Origin of the sequence: Bradyrhizobium manausense (assembly GCF_001440035.1) — a bacterium.
Classification (GTDB): Bacteria; Pseudomonadota; Alphaproteobacteria; order Rhizobiales; family Xanthobacteraceae; genus Bradyrhizobium; species Bradyrhizobium manausense.
Map to the genome: position 1 here is coordinate 458,169 of NZ_LJYG01000112.1, position 21,808 is coordinate 479,976.

Sequence of the window (21,808 nt, forward strand, 5' to 3'; positions counted from 1 at the left end):
AGCGATCAACCTTTCATCGCTGCGCGGACGTCCTTGTCTTCGAGCGTCTGGTCGAGCGTGACCCTTGTCCGTTCGATGATGCCGTCGATATCCGCATCCGTGCAGCAGAGCGGCGGCGCATAGCCCAGCACGCCCTGCGCGAAGGCGCGGATGACGAGGCCGTTGTCCCATGCGCGATCGAAGATACGGCGCGCCGCGTCGGCTTCCGCCGGCAGCGGCGTCTTGCGGTGCTTGTCCGTGACGAGCTCGATTGCGCCCAGCATACCACGACCCCTGACATCGCCGACGAGCGGATGATCGGCAAGCCCGCGAAGTCCTTCCATCAGACGATGCCCGGCCTTACGGCCGTTCTCCAGCAGGCCGTTTTCGTAAAGATCCAGGCACGCGAGCCCGACGGCTGCGCTGACGGGGTGTGCGGAATAGGTGTAGCCGTGGCCGACGGCCGCCTTGCCGGCGCCGTCTGCAATGGTGTTGTAGACGCGGTCGGACACCAGAACGGCCCCCATCGGCACATAGCCCGACGTCAGGCCCTTGGCCGTGGTCATGAGATCCGGCACGACATCGTCCTCTTCACAAGCGAACAGCGGACCGACACGGCCGAAGCCGGTGATGACCTCATCGGCAACGAACAGAACATCGTGCTCCCTGCAAACGGCATGCATCGCCTTCAGCCAAGACGGCGGCGGAACGAGGACGCCTCCTGACCCCTGTATCGGCTCGACATAGAAGGCGGCAACGCGTTCGGCACCGAGTTCGGCGATCTTGGCTCGCAACGCCGCGACCGAGGCCGCAATGATGGCCTGTGGATGGGGACCGACAGGATTGCGATAGGCGTAGTGCGACGGAATCTTGTGCTGCCAGTTGTATGGCACTCCAAATCCCGCATGAAAGGCCGGCAGAGCAGTCAGGCCGGATCCGGCGGTCGACGATCCATGGTAGCCATGCTCGAGCGAAATGAACTGGTCCTTCTGCGGCCTACTCTTGGCGTGATAATAGTACCGGATGAACCGGATCGTGCTGTCGACGGCATCTGAGCCGCCCAAGGTGAAATAGACATGGTTCAGATCGCCAGGCGCCAATTCAGCCAGCCTGGCCGCCAGCCGGATCGCCGGGTCGGAGCCCAACCCGAAATAGCCCGTTGCATAAGGCAGCTCGCGGAGCTGCCTCAAGGCTGCCTCGACGATGCTGTCCTGTCCGTAGCCGGCATTGACACACCACAGGCCCGCAAAACCGTCCAGCAATTGACGTCCCGAGACGTCGGTCAGCGTCGCGCCCTTCCCCGACTTCAGCACACGAACGCCTGTCGCCTCGTGGCCGCGATAGGATGAGACCGGGTGAATCAGATGCGCGCGATCGAGCTCAATCAGCGAGTTGCTCAACATGTCGTCCTCCAGATCAGCCGCAATGCTCGTGCGGCCCGCTCCGATGTCTTCGGAGCTCAACGTAAGACGCCCAGGACAGCACTTGCTCCCAGGCTGGACATCGACGAAGGGCATTTTGACTGTCATTGACGATCTGCGCCGCATCTTATGCCGGCATCGGCCTGCGCCAGGCATTGGTGCTCAAGTCGTTCGCACAACTCTCTGCCATGCCTCCGATCCGATACGACACAATCTGCTTCCGGCCGCCGCGACAGCGGTGCTTTATCCGGTCGGCTGCCCGCTATGATTCCTGTCGTACCGGAACGCGGTGCGTGAGACCGAAAAGGATCGAGCCATGGCAACGTTTAGACCCAAATACATCACCTTCGACTGTTACGGCACGCTGACCAATTTCGACATGGCCGGCGCGGCAAGGAGAGTCTATGGCTCCGAGCTCTCGTCGACGGCTATGGCAAAGCTGATCAAGGATTTTTCGGCGTACCGCCTCGACGAGGTTCTCGGCGCCTGGAAGCCGTACTTCGAGGTGGTGCACAATGCGCTGGAGCGCGCGTGCAAGCGCAACGGCATCGCATTTCGTCCGGAGCATGCCCAGCGCATCAATGAGGAGATCCACACATGGGGTCCACATCCCGATGTCCCGGCGGGCCTGGCCAAAGTTGCCCGGGAGATTCCGCTGGTCATCCTGTCGAACTCCATGAAGAACCTCATCATGTCGAATGTGGAAAAGCTTGGCGCTCCGTTCCACATGGTCATCACTGCGGAGGAGACCGGCGCTTACAAGCCGCAGATGAAGGGCTTCGAATATATGCTCGACAAGCTGGGTTGCGGCCCGGAGGATATCACCCACGTTTCCTCCTCCTTCCGCTACGACCTGATGACCGCCTACGACCTCGGCATCAAGGGCAAGGTCTGGGTGAACCGCGGTCACGAGCCTGCAAACCCCTTCTATGAATACACCGAGGTCGCCGGCATCGACGGGCTCGCCGCAGCAGTCGGCCTGGAGCCCTTGCGCAAGAGCGCATGAGCGCAGTTCCTTCGGGTTCTCTCGCTGCGCTTCCATCCTTCAAAAGCTTCAATCGAAATCAGTGCGCCGTGAAACAAGAAAAGGGGGCGGTTCGACCGTCCCCTTTTCTTGTTCAGATACTGATCCGATAGGCCGCTCAGTACAGGCCGCCGACATGAAGCGCCTTGATCTCGAGATATTCTTCCATCCCAAGCTGGGATCCCTCGCGTCCGAGGCCCGACTGCTTGACGCCGCCGAACGGCGCCACCTCAGTCGAGATCAGGCCGGTGTTCAGGCCGACCATGCCGAACTCGAGCGCCTCGGCAACACGCCATGAGCGTTTGAGGTTTTCAGTATAGAAATAGGCGGCAAGGCCGAATGGCGTGCCATTTGCGATCGCAATCGCCTCGTCCTCGGTCTCGAAGCGGAAAAGCGGTGCGACCGGCCCGAAGGTCTCCTCTGAAGCCAGCAGCATCTCGGTGGTTGCGCCGCCGAGTACGACAGGGCGGGCATATTGCCGACCCTCCGGCACCGCCCCACTCTCCGCGATGATCTTTGCGCCCTTGTTCAGGGCGTCCGTGACGTGCCGCTTGATCTTCTCGATCGCCGCGCCATTGATCATCGGCCCAATCGCAACGTCGTCTGCCGTGCCGGGACCGACCTTCATTTTTGCGACCTGGCTGGCAAGCTTCCGGGCGAAGGCGTCGTAAATGCCGGATTGAACCAGAATGCGATTGCAGCAGACGCACGTTTGCCCGCCATTGCGGAATTTTGACGCAATCGCTCCCTCGACCGCCCGGTCGATATCGGCATCGTCAAAAACGATGAACGGCGCGTTGCCACCGAGCTCAAGGCTCAGTCTCTTGATGTTGTCGGCGGCGCCTTTCATCAGCAAAGCGCCGACGCGGGTCGATCCGGTGAACGAGATCTTGCGGACGGTTTCGTTGGCCATCAGCTCCGCGCCAATGTCTGCCGGCATGCCCGTCACGATGTTGATCACGCCCGCCGGAATTCCGGCCCGCTCAGCCAGAACAGCAATGGCGAGAGCTGAAAAAGGCGTAAATTCGGAAGGTTTGATGACGACTGTGCAGCCCGCGGCAAGCGCTGGTGCCACCTTGCGCGTGATCATCGCGTTGGGGAAATTCCAGGGCGTGATGATCCCGCAGACGCCGACGGGCTCTTTCAGCACCAGAATGCGACGATCGGCTGTGGGCGCCGGGATAGTCGATCCGTTGATGCGGCGGGCCTCTTCGGCAAACCATTTGACGAAGGATGCGCCATAACGGATTTCTCCGAGCGATTCCGCCAATGGCTTGCCCTGTTCCAGCGTGAGCAGAAGCGCCAAATCCTGCTCATGGCGTCGCATGAGCTCATACCAATGCTCCAGCAGCGCGGCACGCTCTGCATGAGCCTTTGCCTTCCAGTGCTTGAACGCAGCGGCCGCAGCCTCGATTGCCGCCCTGGTCTCGTCTCGGCCCATGTCGGGGATGGTGCCAAGGACTTTCTGGCTGGCAGGATCGATGACATCAACGGTGGCTTTCGTGCTCGCATCTCGCCAGTTGCCGCTAATCAGCGCTTGCTGGCGAAACAGATCCTTGTCCTTCAACGCAATCATGGGCTTGCTCCTTGGCTTCAGGCCCGGCCTCACCATCACCGTCTGATTTGCGGGTGGCGAGACGAAGCCGTCTCATGCGAGCAGTACAGGACGGAACGCCGCATTTTTCATCGAGAATGAAGTGTCTTGCCGCGTTGAATCTGGTTAGGCGCGGTCCCGGAGGTCGAATATTCTGAAGGCTGCTAGTGCTGCCCTCAACGTTGTCTCAATCATAATGGCAGACGTAGATCTTTCGCACGGTCTCGATCGTCCGCCAGACCCCGACGAAGCCGGGCTTCATCACAAAGCTGTCGCCGGCGCGGTACCTCCTGGTCTCACCCCCCTTTTCCTCGATTTCGATGACGCCCGAGAGAATGTGGCAGAACTCGAAGGTGGTGCCCTTGATGGAATGGGTCTCGCCCGGCGTTGCTTCCCAGACGCCGGTCAGCACCTTCTCGCCTTTCGAGGCGTCCTGAGCCCAGGTCTTGAACGATGGATTGCCGGAAATGAGCCGTTCCGGGGCGGGCAATGCGTTCTTCGGTGCGAAGTCCGGATTGGTGTCGATGGTGATCAGAAGTGACATGGCGCGTTTCCTGTTAGTAGCCAAGTGCTCGATCGACAAGGCCGATCGGATTTTGTCCAGCACGGTGCAGCCGGATGTTCTCTATGACGGCTTGTGCTGCCGAATGCGGTTGCGTCACGGACGCGATATGCGGCGTGATGATCACCTTCGGATGAGACCAGAGTGGATGGCTTTCCGGCAGCGGCTCGGGATCGGTGACGTCAAGCATCGCTGCTGCCAAATGCCCGCTGTCGAGCGCCTCGATCAATGCACCCTGGTCCAGCTGCGGGCCGCGGCCGACGTGTAGCAGCCTCGCTCCCGCTGGCAAAAGCGAGAAGAGCCTTGCGTTCAGGATACCGCTTGTTTGCTCCGTCAGGGGAAGAAGACAGACGAGGATATCGGTTCCTCGCAGGAAATCGCCAAGCTGGTCGTCCCCATGAAAGCAGGCGACTCCCTCGACCACCTTCTTGCTGCGGCTCCACGTGGCAAGGGAAAATCGAAACGGTTTCAAGCGGTCGATCGCGGCTTGCGCCAGCATGCCAAGGCCGAGGAAGCCAATACGCCGATCGGTCGCCTGGGACGTGGCTAGCGCTTGCCAAACGCCCCTGCTCTGCTGCTCCCGGTAGGCCACCATCTCGCGATGCAGCGTCAGCACGCCAAGGACGACGTACTCCTGCATCATGCGAACGATGCCATCCTCGACCATGCGCACGAGCTTTACATGACCAGGTATGGTCTCCGGCTTGAACTGGTCGACCCCAGCCCCTATGGAAAAGAGCAACTCCAGATTACAAAAGCGCGAGAGATCGTCGGGCGCGCTCCAGGTCAGCAGGTAGCGCACCTTTTCCGGGTCGAAATTTTCGCTGCAATGGTAAAATTCCAGATCGGGGAGCTCGCACGCAAAAGCCTTCCGGAAGATTGCCCCCCTGGCAGCATCAGAATTGAAAAGAAATGCCATCGATGCACGCCCCTGCCCCGCCCGGCATGTCGACGACGCCGGGAAAAGCGATTAGCCTTGCAAGACTCTCTTGGGGATTCACGGCGATCCGCTCTGCCTGCACAGTTCTTGCCGAACACCGAGAGGGTAGCTGCAAGCCGGAGCTTTCCCTGCCGAATTACGTTGCAAGACAGGCCGAAGATTTCGAAAAGAAGGCCCAAACAGGCGAAACCTGCTGGCTTTCCGTGCGATAGTGCGGCGAAATGCGCCCGCTGTCCATTTTGGCGGGAGAGAAAAGGCGCGATGTGCGAGAGATTGGCATCCCGCGAAGGAATGGACGAGTCGAGATGGGACGAACGGTACGCGTGAAGTCCTTTGAACTGGCTGCGAAAGACGTCAACGACGTTGATGTGAAGCTGCTCCACGCGCTCTCGGCTGGGGTCGGCTGGCCGCATCGGCCCAAGGATTGGGATTTCTTGCGCCGCGCAGGCCACGGGATCGTAGCCGTTGATGGCATAGGACGCGTCTTCGGCAGCGCGATGTGGTTTCCATATGGCCGTGAATTCGCGACCATTGGCCTCGTGATCACATCGCCTCGAACCCAGGCTCAGGGTACTGGCCGTTGGCTTATGGAGCAGGTGTTCGAGCGGTGCGGCAACCGGAATTTGAGCCTCAACTCGACCGATGCCGCGTATCACCTATATCTTTCGCTGGGCTTCACGAAGGAGGCCACGGTGTATCAGTGGCAAGGCGAGGTCGTGTCACCACTTCCGCCAGTGCCGGCGCTGGATGGTGAATTGAGCCCGCTGTCCACCGACGATATCGAAGCGATCGCGGCACTGGACGAGCGCGCATTCGGAGCCAACCGTCACAAGCTGCTTGCACTGCTTTCCGAAGGCGCGTCAATCTTCGTCCTGCGCCGCGGCGGTGAGACCGTCGGTTATTCCATGAAGCGCGAATTCGGGCGCGGTCATGTGATCGGCCCGATCGTCGCCAGCAATGATTGTGACGCGATCCATCTTACGGCCGTCCATCTCAAGGATCTCGCCGGAAGGTTCGCCCGCGTGGATACGCGGGAGCAAACGGGCCTGTTTGCGGACTTCCTTCAACAGAGCCGCCTCGGGATGCAGGACACCGTTACGACCATGTCCAAGGGACGGCGATTCCTGAACCGAAAGGAAAACGAGCCGTGGGTCTACGGATTGGCCGGTCACGCCTTGAGCTGAAGCTGTGAAGCGCTTCGTCAATTGAAGGTTGGCGCGCAGCGTTCTTCGTTTCCTAGAGTACGCCGGTGATCCGCAGCGCCTGTTCGAGTGCTCGCAACTCGTTTGGCGTGGCCGAGGGCTGCGGCGGTCGTACTGCGTCACACGAAAGACGTCCAAGCAATTTCAGGCACGCCTTGAGCCGCGCCGTCGCCCGTCCTCCCGGCGCATTGCGATAGATCGCGACAGCAAGGGGATAGAGCTTCTCATGCGCGGCGCGCGCCCGCGGCCAGTCGCCTGCCTCGGCCGCATCCCAGAGGCTGACGACAAGTTCCGGCACCACGCAGGCGAGGCTGACCTGGCTGCCGGCCGAGCCGACGAGATAGCTCGTCAGCAGATGTTCGTCGCCGGAGCCGAGCACGACGAAGTCCGGACGCAGCCGGCGGATCAGCCGCGAGTTCTGCTCGTACGTCGCAACCTCCCAGCTGCCCTCCTTGATCGCAACGAAGCGAGGATCTACGACGAGCCGTTCCAGCAGCGACGGGACGTAGGCCATCGCGCCCGCGCCGACGGGCGCGGCATAGAGCATCAGTGGTGCGGCCGTCGCATCGCGGATCCGGCGGTGATGCTCGATCACGCAGTCATTGGCATGGCCGAGCGCCCAGCTGTTGGGAGGAAACACCAGCAGCCCATCCGCGCCGGCCCTCTCCAGCGCAGCCGCCTCGCGCGCGGCCTCGAGGCTCGATTCATGATTGACCCCCGAAACAATCAGGCAGTCCTCCGGCGCGTGTCGGCGCGCCAGCTCCACGACTCGCAGTTTCTCGACCAGCGACAGAACGAAATTCTCGCCGGCATGACCGTTGACCAGGAGCCCATTTATGCCGGGCGTGCAGGCGACTGCGGCGAGATGGGCTGAGAGTTGCGCCTCATCCACGGCGAAATCGGCCGTCATCGGGACGATCGTGGCGGCGTGGATGCCGCGCAGGCGCGCGCCAAATGTTTGCGTCATGTCGCCGGATACGGCCGCCATCTAGTGAATGATCTGGTCGAGGAATGTCCGCGCCCGCTCCGACTTCGGATGCTTGAAGAATTCCTCAGGCGCGGCCTGCTCGACCACCTTGCCCTCGTTCATGAACACGATGCGGTCGGCAACCTCACGGGCAAAGCCCATTTCATGGGTCACGCACAGCATGGTCATGCCCTCTTCGGCGAGCTTCTTCATCGTCTCCAGCACCTCCTTGACCATCTCAGGATCGAGCGCCGAGGTCGGCTCGTCGAACAGCATGATCTTGGGACGCATGCAGAGTGCCCGCGCGATGGCGACGCGCTGCTGCTGGCCGCCCGAGAGCTGCCCAGGATATTTCTCGGCCTGGTCCGGAATCCGGACCTTCGTCAGGAAATGCATGGCGAGGTCCTCGGCCTCCGCCTCGCTCATGCCGTTCGCGGTCATTGGCGCCAGAGTGCAATTCTCCAGCACCGTCATGTGCGGGAACAGATTGAAGCTCTGGAATACCATGCCGGTGTCGCGTCTGACCGCATCGATGTTCTTGCGCTGATAGTCGAGTTCGACGCCGTTGACGTAGATCAGCCCCTCGTCGTGCTTCTCGATGTGGTTGATGCAGCGGATGAGCGTCGACTTGCCCGAGCCGGAGGGACCACAGACAACGATCTTCTCGCCCTTGGCGACCTTGAGATCGATCTCGTTCAACGCCGTGAAGTCACCATAGTGCTTGTAGACCGCCTCCATGCGCACCGCAGGTACCTCGCGGAGCTGCGGCTGCACTGTTGCACGTTCCGTCATCATCGGTGTCTGGCTCATGCCCGGGCCTCCGCGCTCGCCCGCGTGACCGGCGCCGCCGTCGCGACCTTCCTGGATTTCGCAACGCTCGACCGTCCGAAATGCTTCTCGAGCCGGCGCTGCACCGCATCCCAGACGGATGTGAGGATCAGGTAATAGGCGGTCGCGGCCGCATAGACTTCGAGGATCTGGAAATGCTCCTGCATCAGCATGTCACTGCGGCGCATCAGCTCCTCGACCGAGATCACCGAAGCAAGCGAGGTCGCCTTCAACAGCGAGTTGATGGAGTTGCCGAGCGGCGGGATCATCAGCCGGAATGCCTGCGGCAGGGTGACGCGACGGAACGTCACCCATGGCGACAGGCTGAGTGCCCAGGCCGCTTCGCGTTGCCCCGCCGAGACGGCCATGAAGCCGCTGCGCACGATCTCGGCGAGATAGGCCGCCTCGTTGAGGATCAGGCCGACGAGTGCGCAGGTGATCACGGAGAACTTGATCCCGAGCTGCGGCAGCCCGCTGTAGATCACCACCAGCTGGATCAAGAGCGGCGTGCCGCGGAAGAACCAGATGTAGAGGCGCGCGGCACCCGCGAGCACCGGATTGGACGACATGCGCAATAGCGCGATGCCCATGCCGAGGATCAATCCGCCGACGACCGCCGCTACCGTCAAGCCGATGGTGACGAGCACTCCCTTCATCAGGAAGTAGTTGAAGAAGTAGTTGACGGCGGCCGTCAAACTGAAATGGCTCATCGGCTCGTCTCCGTTGATATCAGGCCGGACCGGGGCCGGCGATCGCAAGCGGCTGGTCGGCCGGCATGGCAGTCAGGCCGAACTTGTCGAACAGTGCCTGATAAAAGCCGTCAGCCCGCATCGCGTTGAGCGCCTTGACGACTGCGTCAACCACCACCTTGTTGCGGAAGCCTAGCGTCGTACGCGCGGTGCCGAGGCCGCTCAGCACTTCCTTGACGCGGCCCCGGCTGGTGAGATCGCGCGCGACACTATCGACCAGCAGCGCGTTATCCACTTGGCCCGCAAGCAGCGCGCTGACGACGTTGGTCGCGGTGGGGAACGTCCGCATCTCGACGGCGGCTCCACCCTTCGCAACGCTGGCGTCGCTGAGTTTCTTGAGCCAGTTCATCTGGTAGCTGCTGACCTCGACCGCGGATGATTTTCCGATCAGATCGTTTTCAGTAGCAATTTTTGTGCCGCTCTCGGGCGCAACCACGACCGAAATCGCCTGAATGGCGTAGGGCACCATGTACATCAGCTTGGAGCGCTCCTCGGTCCAGAACATGCCGGTGTCGATGCCATCGATGCGGGCGGCGTTGAGCGCAGGAATCATCGCCGGAAAATCCATCCGGACGAGTTCGACCGGAAGACACAACCGCTTGCCGAGCTCGGCGGCGAGTTCCACGTTGAGCCCCTGCAACTGCCCGTCCTTGTCGACGAATTGCTGCGGCGGATTGGTCGGGTTGATGGAGAGCTGCAGTTTACCGGGCGCGATCAGATTGTCATCGGTGATCGCGGGCGTACACGCGGCATGCGCGGACGCGGATGCGAGAACGAGTACGGCAGCAGCACCGAAGCGAAGCAGTGTCGAGATCATGAATACCTCCAGTAAGACGCCAATAACCGATGCAGTCCCTCTTCCGGAATTCCCTCAACGTTTCTTGGATGCGGCCGGCCGGATCTTGCGATCCAACAGGCAGCATCGTCTTCGATCTGCTCAGGCCGGTCCCGACATCGGCCTCAGCTGGATGCGCATGAAATTCTTCACCAGAGATTCAAACGGACCAAAACCTTTCACCTTCAGGAACTCCGGTGTCTCGAATGCCCATCGTCCCGCGACTTCGTACATCGCGGCGTATTTCGGCCCGTCGCCGATAGAGACGAAGCGCCTTGCCGAGAGCCAGCCGGGACAGGCGAGCAGATCGGGAAAGTGCTTCTGCTCGTACCAGGTGTTGAACGCGGCCTCGTGCTCCGGATCGATGTCGACCCGCACGATATGGATGAAGGCTTCGTCCGGCATGCACCGTCCCTCATGCCAGACGAATGTCGTCGGCCGCGCGCGCGGCACCGACGGTGGTTGCGATGGCGTCGCACAGCGCTGGTAGAACCGGCAGCAGCGGCGGACGCGGATCGGCGTTGCGGATCAGGCCGAGCGCCTTCAGCCCGACCTTCATGCGCGTGTGCATGTCCATGATCGGCGCAGGCCCATAGATCGACCGCACGATCGGATAGAGCCGCTCGTTGACGGCGCGCATCGCCTTGAGGTCGTCGGCGAGCGCAGCCTGCCACAGCTCTGCGAACAAATGCGGTGCGAGGCTGACCAGGCCGGAGAGAACGCCGTCGCCGCCGACGGCGAGTTGCGGCAGGAACCAGTTGAAGTTCGACGGCAGGATGGCGACAGTAGCGTCGGCCTGCTTCACCGCCCGCCGGTTCTCGTCATAGGCCAGCATGGTATCGCTGCCTTCCTTGACGGCGATGACGCTGTCGAGCGCTGCGATCTTCGCCAGCGTCTCCGGCGAATAGCCGAAGCCGGACGCTAGCGGATACTGGAAGATGGAGACCGGAATTCCGATCGCGGAGCTCACCGCCTGCACGAAAGCCAGCGGCGCGCGTGAGGTCGCCGATGCTCCGCCGCCCAGCGGCGCCGGTGGGAACAGCACGGCGCAATCGGCGCCGGCAGCTTCCGCGAGTTGCGCCTGATGGATCGCCTCCGCCGTGGAATGCGCGATGATGCCCGAAAGCAGCGGCTTGCCGCCGATCTGCCGGCGCGTCCGCGCGATCACCGCCTGCCGTTCATCATCCGAAAGCGACCCGCCCTCGCCCGCATGTCCATTGACGAACACTGCCGCGATTCCGTCCGGACAGGCGCAATAGTCGAGCAGGCGGGCATAACCGTCCCAGTCGATGGACAGATTATCCTTAAAGGGCAGCACGGTTGCGACGGTGACGCCACGTAAGTCGGGTTTCTTCATCGGCTTGCTCATGACGATTTGCGCCGCGGGAATTTCAGGCTCGCCCGCGCCTTCAGCACTTCCAGGCCGTTCTCGTTGCGCGCGCTCGCCTCCCAGATGATGGTGCGGGTCTCATCGAGTTGCTCGGCGATCCAGACGTCGAAGGTGAGCGTGTCGCCGTAGAACACGGGACCAGTGAACCAGAAGCGGTCCTCTACCGAGACCCCGATGGTGCCAACCAGTTCAGAGGTGAGGATGCTGGTGCAGAGGCCCGCGACCATGATCCCTGGCGCCAGCCGGCGACCGAAGCGCGTCGCGCCGGCATAGACCTCATCGACGTGAACCGGGCCAAAATCGCCGGTGGCGGCGATATAGAGCGCGCCGTCGGCCTCGGTGATGGTCTTGCTCAGGCTGACCCTGTCATTCACCTTGAGATCATCAAAGGATTTTGGCTCGTACATGGCTCAGCCCTTGGCAAAGGGAACCAGTGTCGCGGTGCCGTCCACCACGGTCGCGCCTGAGGGTGACAGCGTGCAGGTAACGCGACAGACCGCATCATCGCCATCAACGGAGACGATCTCGGCCCTGGCCTCGACGGACTCGCCGACGATCACCGGCGCGGCAAAGTTCAGCGCGATGCTGCCGATCCGCCGTGTCGGTCCGCCGAGCTGGCTGAGACAGGTGGAAGCGAGACCGCCGACGGCGAGCTCGAAGGCAACCATGTTGGCGGCGCCGACCTTCCTGGCGCGAACGGCATCGACGTAGAGACCGCCGAGATTGCCGCTGATTCCCGTGAACATCGCCTGTTCGGCAACGGTCATAGTCTTGCGGAACGCGAACGCAGCGCCGGGCTTGAGAGGTGCGTGAGCCATGAAACGCTTCCTAGAGCTGCAAGCCGTTCTTGATGGTGCTGCGCGCAACCAGCATGCGGTGGACTTCGGAGGTGCCGTCATAGATGCGGGTGACGCGGGCGTCGCGATACATGCGCTCCAAAGGCAGATCCTTGCTGAATCCCATGCCGCCGAACACCTGGATGGCGCGGTCGACCACGCGGCCTTGCATCTCGGAGGCCGCGACCTTGATCATCGAGACCTTGTCGCGCGCATCCCGGCCCTGGTCGATGTCCCAGGCGGCGTTCAGCACCATCATCTTGGCGCCAAAGATCTCGGTGGCGGAATCGGCAATCAGCTTCTGCACCATCTGGAAGTCGCCGATGAGCTGGCCGAACTGGCGACGCTCGCCGGCGTGCTTGCGCATCATCTCCAGCGCGCGCTGCGCCATGCCGACGGCGCGGGCGCCGATATGGGCGAGCCGGATCTGCAGCACGCTCTGCATGATCAGCTTGAAGCCGCCGCCGATCTCGCCGAGCACGGCCGCCTTGGGAATGCGGCAGTTCTCGAAGCTCAGCTCGGCATGGCCATAGCCCCGATGGCCCATCATCGGCTGGGTGCGCGCGACCTTGAAGCCGGCCGTAGCTCGGTCGACCAGGAACAGCGTGATGCCGCCCCGCGCCCGCTTCTCCTTGTCGGTCAGCGCCATCAGGATCACGTAGTCGGCAATGTCGCCGTCGCTGATGAAATGCTTGGTGCCGTTGAGGACCCACTGATCGCCGTCGAGCTGAGCGCTCGTGCTGATCGACGCCGCGTCTGAGCCGGCGCCCGGCTCGGTGATCGCCATGGCGCAGATCTTGTCGCCCTTCACCGTCGGCAGCAGATAGCGCTCGACCTGATCGCCCTTGCACGCCATCAGCATCGGATAGACCTGGCCGAACACCCGGCGGATCAGCGCGTCCGAGGTCTTGCCGAATTCCTCCTCGACCAGGCAATGCTCGACGCAAGACAGCCCGCCGCCGCCGACATCGGCCGGCATGTTCATGGCGTAAAGGCCGAGCTTCTGCGCCTTGGCCTTGGTCACCGCCAGCGCATCCGCCGGCACTTTGGCTGTCTGTTCGACAATATCTTCGAGCGGCTGCACCTCCGTCTCGACGAAACGCCGGACGGTGTCGACCAACAGGCGGGTCTCCTCGGGCAGCGAGAAATCGATCATCACGCCACTCCCACAGCTTTGCTGATGACCATCGCGTCGATCTCCGCCGCGCCGTAGCCGATCTCGCCAAGCACCTCGCGGGTCTGGGCGCCCAGTCGCTGCGGCACTAATCTCACCTCCGGCGTTTCGCCGTCATATCGCGCAGGATGCGCGACCATTCGGATCGGCGCGCCCCCTGAACTCTCGGCGCTCTTGAACGCGCCGAGATGGTTGAGCTGGGGATCGGAGACGAGGTCGCGATAATCCTGCACGGGCGCGTGCCAAACCCGCGCGGCTTCCAGCGCGGGCAGCCATTCCGCCGTCGGCTTCCGCTTCAACCGCGCGGCAACGATCCGCGTGATCTCCTCGCGCTTCGAGAAACTGTCACTCTCCCCGAACTGCTTCAGCTCTTCGCTGTCGAGCGCGACCGCGAGCGCCTTGGGCGACGCCATCGAGATTGCCATATGGCCGTCTGCCGTCGCGTGAATGCCATAGGGACCGGGGCTGAACCACGCCGCGATGCCGGCCGGCCCGCGGGGCGTCGGCGACGGCGCACCATTCAGCCAGGCGGTCAGCGGCTCGACCTGGAGATCGAGCGCGGCCTGATAGAGGTTGACCTCGACGAGCTGCCCCTTGCCGGACTTCGTCCGCGCGAACAGCGCCGCGAGAATACTCATCGCATAGAGCGAGGCGGCATGCTGATCGACAATGACGGCACCGACCGCCGTCGGTTCGCCATCGGCACGCCCCGTCCGCATTGCAAGGCCCGACATTGCCTGAAGTAGCAGGTCCTGGCCGGGACGATCCTTGTACGGCCCCTCCGATCCGAAGCCGGTGGCGACTGCATAGATCAAACCGGGGTTGATCGCCTTGAGTGTGTCGTAGCCGAGGCCGAGCTTGGCCATCGTGCCTGGCCTGAAATTCTCCATCACGACATCGGCGGTGGCGACCAGCTTCTTCACCGCGGCTATGCCATCGGGATGCTTGAGATCGACGGCGAGGCTGCGCTTGTTACGCCCCGTGGCCAGATGATTGACGCTGTCGCCCGCGACGAAGTGGTTGGCGACCGCCCAGTTGCGCTGGAACGCGCCCTCGATCGGCTCGACTGCGATGACGTCGGCGCCGAGATCGGCCAAGGTCTGCGCCGCCAACGGGCCTGCGAGATAGTGATTGAAGCTGAGGATCTTGACGCCGTCGAGCAGGTTCATCCGTTCACCTCATTCAAGCAGCCGCAACCGGCGCGCCGCGCCACGCGAGATCGAACGTCTTGACTAGGGCGCGCGCGGCCGCATCCTGTGCTGCCGGCAGCGGCAGACGCGGGGGGCGCGGGTTGCCGGCTGCAAAACCCATGTGGTTGAGCAGCGCCTTGCTGCCGGCGACGTAGGCCTGGCCGCCGACGAATTCGATTACCGGCAGGTACTTGAGATAGAGCTCGTGCGCCTCCTTAATCGCGCCGTGGTCGGCGACAAGGCTGAAGATGCGGGCCATTTCCGTCGGGACCACGTTGGAGGCCACCGCCACCCAGCCCTGCGCGCCCTCGACGAAGGATTCGAAGCCGAGGATGCCGCCGAACACGGTCATCCTGTCACCGCAGAGGCGGACGATGTCGCGCACGCGCGTTACCTCCAGCGTCGACTCCTTGATATAGAGACAGTTGTCGATCTCGGCGATGCGCGCCACCAGCTGCGGCTTGAGATCGACATTGGCGGTCGCCGGATTGTTGTAGACCATGATCGGCAGCGAGATCGCATCCGCCACCGTCTTGTAGTGGTGCACGAGCTCGTCGTCGGTCGGCGTCGAATAGAACGGCGGAATGATCATCACGCCGTCGGCGCCCAGTTTTTCGGCACGGCGGCTGAGGCGCACCACTTCGCGCGTATCTTCTGCCCCGGTGCCGATCAGTACCGGCACCCGGCCCCCGGCCTGGCGGATGACGACCTCCGCAACCAGCGTCTTCTCGTCATCGTCCATGGACAGGAACTCGCCGGTCGAGCCGAGCGGGATCAACCCATGAATGCCCGCCGCAATCTGCCAGTCGACGAAGGCGCGCAGTGCCGTCACGTCGACCTCGCCCGCTGCGGTGAACGGCGTGATCATAACGTTGTAGGTGCCGCGGAACGTCTTCATCAGGGAGCTGCCGGGTGCTCAGCTGGATTCGGAGGACAGGCGCCGTCTGCTGAATATCCGCACGATTTGTGCAATCGTTTGCATAATTGGCTCTGCATTGAGCAACACCATCCATTTTTTGAGCTTGATTGGCGAGGAATAAGCTCATAGCGTTTTGCAATCGTTTGCAGTCTATCGGCAGGTTTGATGAGCGTCACGCTCAAAGATGTGGCACTGGCGGCCCGCGTTTCAGTCAGCACTGCTTCCCGAGCGCTGACAGGAACCGGCCTGACCAGCGAACGCACGCAGGAGCGTCTGGCGCGCATCGCGCGCGAGCTCGGCTACCGGCCGAACCCGATTGCGCGCGGCCTCAAGACCGGACAGTCGCGGCTGGTCGCTCTTCTCGTCCACAATCTCACCAACGCCTCGTTCCAGGTGATGGCCGAAGTGGTGCAAGCACGTCTGAAGGCGCTGGGTTATCAGATGCTTCTGTGCATCGGCGGCGACGATCCGCAAGCCGAGAGCGACACCCTCACCACGCTGGTCGATCACCGCATCGACGGGCTGATCGTGGTGCCCACGGGCAAGAACGGCGCGCAGCTCAAGACGCTCTCCAAGGACGTGCCCATCGTCTGCCTGGTGCGGCGCGACGACGCGACCGATCTCGAGACCGTGCTCGCCGACGATCCGCAAGGCGCCTATCTGGGCACCCGCCACCTGATCGAGCTCGGGCACAAGCGGATCGGGCTGATCGTCGGCCGCCAGGACACCACGTCGGGCCGCGAACGATTGTCCGGCTATGTCCGCGCCCTGCGTGAGGCCGGCATCGCCAGGGACGACACATTGATTCATGCCGGCCACTACGTCCCGGAGACTGGCGCGACCTACGCCCGCAAGCTGCTCGATCTCCCCCGGCCGCCGAGCGCGATCTTCGTTGCCAATCATGAGGCAACGCTCGGCGTGCTGCGGGTGACGGCGGAGCGAAACATCGCTATTCCCGACGATCTCTCGCTGCTCTGTTATGAAGACATGCCGTGGTTCGAATGGCATCGCCCGGCGATCAGCATTGTCGACAACGGCGCGCGGGATCTTGCCAATCTCGCCGTCGACCGGCTGTTGCATCGCATGGACGTCAAGGGCAACGGCAATGACGGGGTGCGCGAATATCGCGTCGGCGCCCGACTGATCAAGCGCGATTCCTGCCGCCAGATCGACGCCCCCGCCCCTGCTAGATCCGGCAAGTCCAAATCCTCTTCATCCAAACCGTCTGCGGCCAAATCCGCGAAGGCCTGACCGATGCCCTATGTCGAAGTACTCGCCCCGCAAGTTCCAAACCAGCGCAAGGCCGCGCTGGCGCGGTCGGTGACGGACGGCCTGATGTCGGCGTTCGGCGTCACCGCGGATACGGTCACGCTCTATTTCCTGAACATTGCGCCCGACGACTACGCTCATGCCGGCACGTTCGGCGCTCCCGCCAGCGGCCAGCGCATCTTGCTCAAGGTCCACGCCTTCCGCCGCAGCGAGGCCGAGCGGCGCGCCGCCGCCATCGCGCTGACCCGCGCCGTGTCCAGCGCCTATGGCGTGCCCGGCGACGACGTCGCGGTCTATTTCATCGACCGAGACCGCAGCGAAGTGTCCCACGATTCCAAACTGGCCAGCGACTGACGGGAGCACGCCATGGACCGCTTCTACAGCCAGGACCAGAAAGCACTCCGCGACACCGCCCGCCGCTTCGCAGAGGCGGAGATCCTGCCGCGAGCCGCTGCGATCGACCGCGAGGACCGGTTCGACCGCGTGCTCTACAAAAGCATGGCCGATCTCGGCCTGTTCGGCATCTGCCTGCGTGAAGGCGCCGGCGGCGCCGGGCTCGATGCAGTCGCGGCCTGCATCGCAATGGAGGAACTGGCGCGCTGCTCCGGTGCGGTGGCCAACGCCTTCGCGATCCCGGTCGAGGCCGTGCTGTTCTTCGACCATCACGGCACCGAGGCGCACAAGGCCCTGATCCCGAAGATCCTGAGCGGCGACATCATTCCCGCCACCGCCGTCTCAGAGCCCGACCACGGCTCCGACGTAGCTGGCATCCGCACCAATGCGGTACGCGAGGGCAATGGCTGGCGGCTCAACGGCACCAAGGCGTGGGTCACGCTCGGCGGCGTCGCTGACCGCATCATGGTGTTCGCGCGCACCGGCAGCGAGGCAGGCCACCGTTCCATCTCCTGCCTCCTCGTCGACGGCGCCCTGCCCGGTATCGCCCGCGGCAAGAACGAGGAGCTGCTCGGCATGCACGGCCTCGACGATTGCCAGATCACGTTCTCCGATGTGCGCCTACCCTCGGACAGCGTGATGGGGCCGGAGAACCAGGCCTTCAAAATGGCCATGAGCAATTTCAACTTCAGCCGGCTGATGATGGCCTCGATGGCGCTTGGCATGGCGCAGGCCGCGTTCGAGGACGCCACCGCTTATGCCAAGGACCGCAAGCAGTTCGGCCAGGCCATCATCGGCTTCCAGGCGGTGCAGTTCATGCTCGCCGACATGTCGACCGATATCGCCGCCGCGCGTCTCCTGATCCACCATGCCGCCCGCTTGCACGATGCCGGCGAGCCAATCGCCAAGGAGGCGGCGCAGGCAAAACTGTTTACGACAGATATGGCGATGAAACACGTCTCCAACGCCCTGCAGATTCACGGCGGCAACGGCTATTCGCGCGAGTACCGCATCGAGCGGCTGTTCCGCGACGTGCGTCTCGCCCAGATCTACGAAGGCACCAACCAGATCCAGCGGCTGATCATCGCGCGGCAGGTCGAGAAGGACGCCGCGTGATAGGACATCTGTGCTCATGCTAAGCATCATTACCGCGGCAGAGGCCGCCAGCTTGATCCGCGACGCCGATACGTTAATTGTCGGCGGCAATGGCGGCACGGGGGCAGCCGAAGCGATCCTCGAGGCGCTGGAGCAGCGCTTCCTTGGCGGCCAGGGCCCGCATGGGCTCACGCTGATCAACATCACCGGCGTCGGTGCCGTGACCGAGAAGGGCCTCTGCCATCTCGCCCATGAAGGCCTGATCGCGCGGGTGATCGGCGGCAATTTCGGTCTTCAGGTGCCGTTCATGCGGCTCGTCCGCGACGAATTGATCGACGCCTACAATTTCCCGCAAGGCGTGATGAGCCAACTTTGCCGCGCCATGGCGGCGAAACATCCGGGCGTGCTCACCCATGTCGGCCTCAACACCTATATGGACCCGCGCCAGGACGGCGGACGCATGAACAAGCGCACCGCCGCGGCGCTGGTCGACCTGCTCAAGTTGCACGGCCAGTCCTGGCTGCTCTACCGCGTTCCCGCCCCGCCCGACGTCGCCATCATCCGCGGCACCTCGGCCGACGAGGACGGCTATATCAGCATGGAGCACGAGGGCACGACGCGCGAGGATCTCTCGATCGCGCAGGCCGTGCACAATGCCGGCGGCACCGTGATCTGCCAGGTCAAGCGCATCGTGAAGCGCGGCTCGATTCATCCGCAGATGGTGAAGATCCCCGGCTTCCTGATCGACCACGTCGTGCTCGAGCCCGAGCAGATGCAGACCTACGGCACCGTCTACGATCCGGCGCGCTGCGGCGAGACGCGCGTCCCGGTGGCGATGATCACGCCCGATCCGCTCACCGAGCGGCGTGTGATCGCGCGCCGCGCCGCCTTCGAGCTACGGCCGCGCGACGTCGTCAATCTCGGCGTCGGCATCTCCGCCATGATTCCCAATGTCGCGGCCGAGGAAGGTATTTCGGATCTGATCACGCTGACGGTGGAATCGGGCGTGGTCGGCGGCGTACCCGGCCATGCGCGAGAATTCGGCACCGCGATCAATCCGCGCGTCATTCTCGACCAGGCCTATCAGTTCGACTTCTACGACGGCGGCGGATTGTCCTGCGCCTTCCTGTCCTTCGCTGAGGTGGATGAAGCCGGGAACGTCAACGTCACCCGCTTCGGCGAGCGACGCGACGGCTCTGGTGGCTTCATCGACATCACCCAGAATGCGAAGCGGCTGATCTTCAGCGGCACCATGGCCGGCGGCAAGTTCGACATCAGTGTCGAGAACGGCCGCCTCGCGATCCGGCGCGACGGCGCCTTCCGCAAATTCGTCCCGCAGGTCGGCCAGATCAGCTTCAGCGCCTCGCTCGCCGCGCAGCGCGGCCAGCACGTCAGCTACGTCACCGAGCGCGCCGTGTTCGAGCTGGAGAACGGCCACGTGACGTTGACCGAGATCGCGCCGGGCGTGCGCCTAGAGGAGGACATCCTCGCTCATATGGGCTTTCGCCCGCGCATCAGCCCGCAATTGAAGGACATGGACCCGCGCATCTTCCGCTCCGGGCCGATGGGAATCGCGCAAGCCTTCAACGCCCTGCCAGCGCGGCCGCGCAGGGTCGCCTGAGGATCACCATGGACACGAGCGCACCGATCAATCTCCGTTACGAGGACATCGCGCTCGGCGCGGAGTTCGAGACCGCCGTGCACACCGTGACCGAGGCTGACATCGCAGTCTTCGCCGACGTCACGCGCGATCACCACCCGCTCCATATCGACGGCGCCTATGCGCGTTCGCGCGGGTTTCCTGCCGTGATCGGCCACGGCCTGTTCGGCCTGTCGCTTATGGAGGGGCTGAAGTCGGAGCTGAAGCTGTACGAGGAGACCTCGGTGGCCTCGCTTGGCTGGGACGAGGTGAAATTCAAGGGGCCAATCGTGGCCGGCGACAGCCTGCGCGTTCGTTTCCGCTTCGTCGAGAAGCGGCCGACCAAAAATCCTCAACGAGGAATCGTCGTGGAGGCGCTCGACTTGCTCAACCAGCACGACGAGGTCGTGACTGCGGCGCGCCACATCTCGCTGATCCTCACCCGGCAAGCCGATCGCGGTGCCGGCTGCCACGTGACAACGACGGAGCCTCGGACCGGAGACGGCTCAACTGCCACCCACGATTGACAGGAGTACCTTGATGCGACTTCCAGAAACCTTCTCCGCCCTCGCCCTTCTGGTCGGCCTGACCCAGGCCGTCGGTGCCCAGACCTGCACGCCGAAAGTGCCGGCGTCGAGCCTGATCGAAGCGCCCAAATGGCAGATGTCGATCAACCCGACCTTGCCGCCGCAACAATTCGTCGACGACAAGGGCGAGTTGCAGGGCCTCAACGTCGAGCTCGCCCGCGAGATCGCCAAGCGCATCTGCGTCGAGCCGGTGTTCCTGCGCATGGACTTCCCGCCCATGATCCCGGCGCTGCGCTCGGGCCGCTTCGACGCCATCAACACCGGCCTGTTCTGGACCGAGGAGCGTTCGAAGATGCTCTACCTCGTGCCTTACGCGCAGCAGGCGATCAGCATCTACACCGACCCCTCCTCCAGCCTGAAGCTCGAGAAGTTCGAAGATCTCGCCGGCCGCGTGGTCGGGGTGGAATCGGCGACTTACACCGAGCGCAAGGCGCGTGAATTCAGCACGGCCATGGAGGCCAAGGGTCTCAAGCCGATCGATCTGCGCACCTTCACCACGGTAACCGCGACCTCGGCAGCGCTGCGCGCTGGCCAGCTCGAGGCCGCGCTGAATATCAACGAGACCGCAAACTCGCTGGAGCAGAAGGGCATTGCCAAGATCTGGGTGCGCGACATCGCCGGCACCGACATCACCTTTGCTTTCCGTGACAAGCTGCTCGCGCAGGCCGCCGCAGATGCGCTCACCGCGATCCGGGCCGACGGCACTTACGACAAGCTGTTTGACAGGTTCGGCATGACTAAGCTGAAGGCGACGACGTTCGCCATTCGCGGCGAGGGGCCGACGAATTGACCGGCCTGCGCCACCTCATGTGTGGCCGCGCACATACGAGCGACCGAATTGGGGAGTGCGCGCGGCCTTCCGGAAACTGGCGCGCCAGGTCCGCCGTAAGAATATGTCAGAGAGCTTCGTCGTTGTAAGGAGCCATATGAGCGGCTTCAAGACGCCGAAGGCCATCGTGTTCGGACCGATCCCGAAGACGTCGACCGGCAAGATCCAGAAATTCCTGCTGCGCAATCTGGTCGACTCCGCGAAGGCGATCTCGGCTTGAGCCATCATGAAACGGTTTCGAACGCCGCCACCGTGCTGAGACGTAGCACATCGCAGGCAGGCACCCCGCGTCGCGCTCCTTCCCTCCACTGCCCGGAGCTCTCACGAGCTCCGGGCTCACTTTTTGCAGGCAGCGACCCATTCGGCGCGATGACGGCGATCCCAGC

General features: G+C 63.3%; 23 protein-coding genes and 1 pseudogene. 9 read left to right on the forward strand and 15 right to left on the reverse strand.

The window, feature by feature from the left end:
- Nucleotides 1–5: 5 nt before the first annotated feature.
- Nucleotides 6–1,382 (reverse strand): aspartate aminotransferase family protein, encoded by a 1,377-nt coding sequence (locus AOQ71_RS38740; protein WP_057758518.1) that lies wholly within the window; start codon nucleotides 1,380–1,382, stop codon nucleotides 6–8.
- Nucleotides 1,383–1,716: 334 nt separating this feature from the next.
- On the opposite strand from AOQ71_RS38740, the gene AOQ71_RS38745 reads away from it, so the two are divergent.
- Entirely contained in the window at nucleotides 1,717–2,406 is a 690-nt protein-coding gene (locus AOQ71_RS38745) for a haloacid dehalogenase type II (RefSeq protein ID WP_057758520.1), read from the forward strand.
- Between the two features lie 136 nt (nucleotides 2,407–2,542).
- On the opposite strand, the gene AOQ71_RS38750 is transcribed toward AOQ71_RS38745, so the two are convergent.
- The 3 genes from AOQ71_RS38750 to AOQ71_RS38760 all read right to left on the reverse strand — a co-directional run bounded on the left by AOQ71_RS38750 (nucleotide 2,543) and on the right by AOQ71_RS38760 (nucleotide 5,499).
- Nucleotides 2,543–4,000 (reverse strand): NAD-dependent succinate-semialdehyde dehydrogenase, encoded by a 1,458-nt coding sequence (locus AOQ71_RS38750; protein WP_057759073.1) that lies wholly within the window; start codon nucleotides 3,998–4,000, stop codon nucleotides 2,543–2,545.
- Between the two features lie 205 nt (nucleotides 4,001–4,205).
- The gene (locus AOQ71_RS38755) at nucleotides 4,206–4,562 is read right to left on the reverse strand and encodes a cupin domain-containing protein (RefSeq protein WP_057758522.1); all 357 of its coding nucleotides are present in this window, start codon (nucleotides 4,560–4,562) and stop codon (nucleotides 4,206–4,208) included.
- A gap of 13 nt (nucleotides 4,563–4,575) precedes the next feature.
- The gene (locus AOQ71_RS38760) at nucleotides 4,576–5,499 is read right to left on the reverse strand and encodes a 2-hydroxyacid dehydrogenase (RefSeq protein ID WP_057758524.1); all 924 of its coding nucleotides are present in this window, start codon (nucleotides 5,497–5,499) and stop codon (nucleotides 4,576–4,578) included.
- A 326-nt stretch (nucleotides 5,500–5,825) separates the two neighbouring features.
- On the opposite strand from AOQ71_RS38760, the gene AOQ71_RS38765 reads away from it, so the two are divergent.
- Nucleotides 5,826–6,704: a GNAT family N-acetyltransferase gene (locus AOQ71_RS38765; protein WP_057758526.1), complete on the forward strand. Its 879-nt coding sequence runs from the start codon at nucleotides 5,826–5,828 to the stop codon at nucleotides 6,702–6,704.
- Nucleotides 6,705–6,756: 52 nt separating this feature from the next.
- Here AOQ71_RS38765 and AOQ71_RS38770 read toward each other — a convergent pair whose 3' ends face one another.
- The 11 genes from AOQ71_RS38770 to dapA all read right to left on the reverse strand — a co-directional run bounded on the left by AOQ71_RS38770 (nucleotide 6,757) and on the right by dapA (nucleotide 15,592).
- Complete coding sequence (locus AOQ71_RS38770) at nucleotides 6,757–7,710, reverse strand: dihydrodipicolinate synthase family protein (protein ID WP_083514793.1); 954 nt, start codon at nucleotides 7,708–7,710, stop codon at nucleotides 6,757–6,759.
- A complete protein-coding gene (locus AOQ71_RS38775) occupies nucleotides 7,711–8,499 on the reverse strand; it encodes an amino acid ABC transporter ATP-binding protein (protein WP_057758528.1) in 789 nt (262 codons plus the stop codon).
- Nucleotides 8,496–9,227: an amino acid ABC transporter permease gene (locus AOQ71_RS38780; RefSeq protein ID WP_057759077.1), complete on the reverse strand. Its 732-nt coding sequence runs from the start codon at nucleotides 9,225–9,227 to the stop codon at nucleotides 8,496–8,498. The genes AOQ71_RS38775 and AOQ71_RS38780 overlap by 4 nt, the downstream gene beginning before the upstream one ends.
- Nucleotides 9,228–9,246: 19 nt before the next feature.
- On the reverse strand, nucleotides 9,247–10,083 hold the full coding sequence (locus AOQ71_RS38785) for an ABC transporter substrate-binding protein (protein WP_057758530.1): 837 nt from the start codon (nucleotides 10,081–10,083) through the stop codon (nucleotides 9,247–9,249).
- A gap of 120 nt (nucleotides 10,084–10,203) precedes the next feature.
- A complete protein-coding gene (locus tag AOQ71_RS38790) occupies nucleotides 10,204–10,506 on the reverse strand; it encodes a DUF4286 family protein (RefSeq protein ID WP_057758532.1) in 303 nt (100 codons plus the stop codon).
- Between the two features lie 10 nt (nucleotides 10,507–10,516).
- Nucleotides 10,517–11,458 carry a dihydrodipicolinate synthase family protein gene (locus tag AOQ71_RS38795; protein ID WP_245317372.1) on the reverse strand — a complete coding sequence of 314 codons (942 nt, stop codon included), beginning with the start codon at nucleotides 11,456–11,458 and terminating at the stop codon, nucleotides 10,517–10,519.
- 8 nt (nucleotides 11,459–11,466) lie between these two features.
- Nucleotides 11,467–11,898, reverse strand: a complete 432-nt coding sequence (locus tag AOQ71_RS38800) for a MaoC/PaaZ C-terminal domain-containing protein (RefSeq protein ID WP_057758536.1) — start codon at nucleotides 11,896–11,898, stop codon at nucleotides 11,467–11,469.
- A 3-nt stretch (nucleotides 11,899–11,901) separates the two neighbouring features.
- On the reverse strand, nucleotides 11,902–12,309 hold the full coding sequence (locus tag AOQ71_RS38805) for a MaoC/PaaZ C-terminal domain-containing protein (RefSeq protein ID WP_057758538.1): 408 nt from the start codon (nucleotides 12,307–12,309) through the stop codon (nucleotides 11,902–11,904).
- Between the two features lie 10 nt (nucleotides 12,310–12,319).
- Nucleotides 12,320–13,483 carry an acyl-CoA dehydrogenase family protein gene (locus AOQ71_RS38810; protein ID WP_057759080.1) on the reverse strand — a complete coding sequence of 388 codons (1,164 nt, stop codon included), beginning with the start codon at nucleotides 13,481–13,483 and terminating at the stop codon, nucleotides 12,320–12,322.
- Nucleotides 13,483–14,670: a CaiB/BaiF CoA transferase family protein gene (locus AOQ71_RS38815; RefSeq protein WP_057758540.1), complete on the reverse strand. Its 1,188-nt coding sequence runs from the start codon at nucleotides 14,668–14,670 to the stop codon at nucleotides 13,483–13,485. The genes AOQ71_RS38810 and AOQ71_RS38815 overlap by 1 nt, the downstream gene beginning before the upstream one ends.
- 13 nt (nucleotides 14,671–14,683) lie before the next feature.
- On the reverse strand, nucleotides 14,684–15,592 hold the full coding sequence (dapA, locus tag AOQ71_RS38820) for a 4-hydroxy-tetrahydrodipicolinate synthase (protein ID WP_057758541.1): 909 nt from the start codon (nucleotides 15,590–15,592) through the stop codon (nucleotides 14,684–14,686).
- A gap of 183 nt (nucleotides 15,593–15,775) precedes the next feature.
- Between dapA and AOQ71_RS38825 the strand changes: the two genes are divergently transcribed.
- The 7 genes and pseudogenes from AOQ71_RS38825 to AOQ71_RS49325 form a co-directional block, all read left to right on the forward strand.
- Nucleotides 15,776–16,861, forward strand: a complete 1,086-nt coding sequence (locus AOQ71_RS38825) for a LacI family DNA-binding transcriptional regulator (protein ID WP_057758542.1) — start codon at nucleotides 15,776–15,778, stop codon at nucleotides 16,859–16,861.
- 3 nt (nucleotides 16,862–16,864) lie between these two features.
- Complete coding sequence (locus tag AOQ71_RS38830) at nucleotides 16,865–17,233, forward strand: tautomerase family protein (RefSeq protein ID WP_057758544.1); 369 nt, start codon at nucleotides 16,865–16,867, stop codon at nucleotides 17,231–17,233.
- A gap of 12 nt (nucleotides 17,234–17,245) precedes the next feature.
- Complete coding sequence (locus AOQ71_RS38835; RefSeq protein WP_057758546.1) at nucleotides 17,246–18,388, forward strand: acyl-CoA dehydrogenase family protein; 1,143 nt, start codon at nucleotides 17,246–17,248, stop codon at nucleotides 18,386–18,388.
- A gap of 16 nt (nucleotides 18,389–18,404) precedes the next feature.
- A complete protein-coding gene (locus tag AOQ71_RS38840) occupies nucleotides 18,405–19,988 on the forward strand; it encodes an acyl CoA:acetate/3-ketoacid CoA transferase (protein WP_057758548.1) in 1,584 nt (527 codons plus the stop codon).
- Nucleotides 19,989–19,996: 8 nt separating this feature from the next.
- Nucleotides 19,997–20,533, forward strand: coding sequence for a MaoC family dehydratase (locus AOQ71_RS38845; protein ID WP_245317373.1), 537 nt, complete (start codon nucleotides 19,997–19,999; stop codon nucleotides 20,531–20,533).
- A gap of 13 nt (nucleotides 20,534–20,546) precedes the next feature.
- Entirely contained in the window at nucleotides 20,547–21,383 is an 837-nt protein-coding gene (locus tag AOQ71_RS38850; RefSeq protein ID WP_057758550.1) for a transporter substrate-binding domain-containing protein, read from the forward strand.
- A 43-nt stretch (nucleotides 21,384–21,426) separates the two neighbouring features.
- Nucleotides 21,427–21,642: pseudogene (locus AOQ71_RS49325) on the forward strand (acyl-CoA synthetase); the annotation flags it as partial.
- Nucleotides 21,643–21,808 lie beyond the last annotated feature (166 nt).

Bases quoted from the DNA above. Each gene is read 5' to 3' on its own strand.
- AOQ71_RS38740 (WP_057758518.1), bottom strand. From the start codon at position 1,382: ATGTTGAGCAACTCGCTGATTGAGCTCGATCGCGCGCATCTGATTCAC.
- AOQ71_RS38745 (WP_057758520.1), top strand. From the start codon at position 1,717: ATGGCAACGTTTAGACCCAAATACATCACCTTCGACTGTTACGGCACG.
- AOQ71_RS38750 (WP_057759073.1), bottom strand. From the start codon at position 4,000: ATGATTGCGTTGAAGGACAAGGATCTGTTTCGCCAGCAAGCGCTGATT.
- AOQ71_RS38755 (WP_057758522.1), bottom strand. From the start codon at position 4,562: ATGTCACTTCTGATCACCATCGACACCAATCCGGACTTCGCACCGAAG.
- AOQ71_RS38760 (WP_057758524.1), bottom strand. From the start codon at position 5,499: ATGGCATTTCTTTTCAATTCTGATGCTGCCAGGGGGGCAATCTTCCGG.
- AOQ71_RS38765 (WP_057758526.1), top strand. From the start codon at position 5,826: ATGGGACGAACGGTACGCGTGAAGTCCTTTGAACTGGCTGCGAAAGAC.
- AOQ71_RS38770 (WP_083514793.1), bottom strand. From the start codon at position 7,710: ATGGCGGCCGTATCCGGCGACATGACGCAAACATTTGGCGCGCGCCTG.
- AOQ71_RS38775 (WP_057758528.1), bottom strand. From the start codon at position 8,499: ATGAGCCAGACACCGATGATGACGGAACGTGCAACAGTGCAGCCGCAG.
- AOQ71_RS38780 (WP_057759077.1), bottom strand. From the start codon at position 9,227: ATGAGCCATTTCAGTTTGACGGCCGCCGTCAACTACTTCTTCAACTAC.
- AOQ71_RS38785 (WP_057758530.1), bottom strand. From the start codon at position 10,083: ATGATCTCGACACTGCTTCGCTTCGGTGCTGCTGCCGTACTCGTTCTC.
- AOQ71_RS38790 (WP_057758532.1), bottom strand. From the start codon at position 10,506: ATGCCGGACGAAGCCTTCATCCATATCGTGCGGGTCGACATCGATCCG.
- AOQ71_RS38795 (WP_245317372.1), bottom strand. From the start codon at position 11,458: ATGAAGAAACCCGACTTACGTGGCGTCACCGTCGCAACCGTGCTGCCC.
- AOQ71_RS38800 (WP_057758536.1), bottom strand. From the start codon at position 11,898: ATGTACGAGCCAAAATCCTTTGATGATCTCAAGGTGAATGACAGGGTC.
- AOQ71_RS38805 (WP_057758538.1), bottom strand. From the start codon at position 12,309: ATGGCTCACGCACCTCTCAAGCCCGGCGCTGCGTTCGCGTTCCGCAAG.
- AOQ71_RS38810 (WP_057759080.1), bottom strand. From the start codon at position 13,483: ATGATCGATTTCTCGCTGCCCGAGGAGACCCGCCTGTTGGTCGACACC.
- AOQ71_RS38815 (WP_057758540.1), bottom strand. From the start codon at position 14,670: ATGAACCTGCTCGACGGCGTCAAGATCCTCAGCTTCAATCACTATCTC.
- AOQ71_RS38825 (WP_057758542.1), top strand. From the start codon at position 15,776: ATGAGCGTCACGCTCAAAGATGTGGCACTGGCGGCCCGCGTTTCAGTC.
- AOQ71_RS38830 (WP_057758544.1), top strand. From the start codon at position 16,865: ATGCCCTATGTCGAAGTACTCGCCCCGCAAGTTCCAAACCAGCGCAAG.
- AOQ71_RS38835 (WP_057758546.1), top strand. From the start codon at position 17,246: ATGGACCGCTTCTACAGCCAGGACCAGAAAGCACTCCGCGACACCGCC.
- AOQ71_RS38840 (WP_057758548.1), top strand. From the start codon at position 18,405: ATGCTAAGCATCATTACCGCGGCAGAGGCCGCCAGCTTGATCCGCGAC.
- AOQ71_RS38845 (WP_245317373.1), top strand. From the start codon at position 19,997: ATGGACACGAGCGCACCGATCAATCTCCGTTACGAGGACATCGCGCTC.
- AOQ71_RS38850 (WP_057758550.1), top strand. From the start codon at position 20,547: ATGCGACTTCCAGAAACCTTCTCCGCCCTCGCCCTTCTGGTCGGCCTG.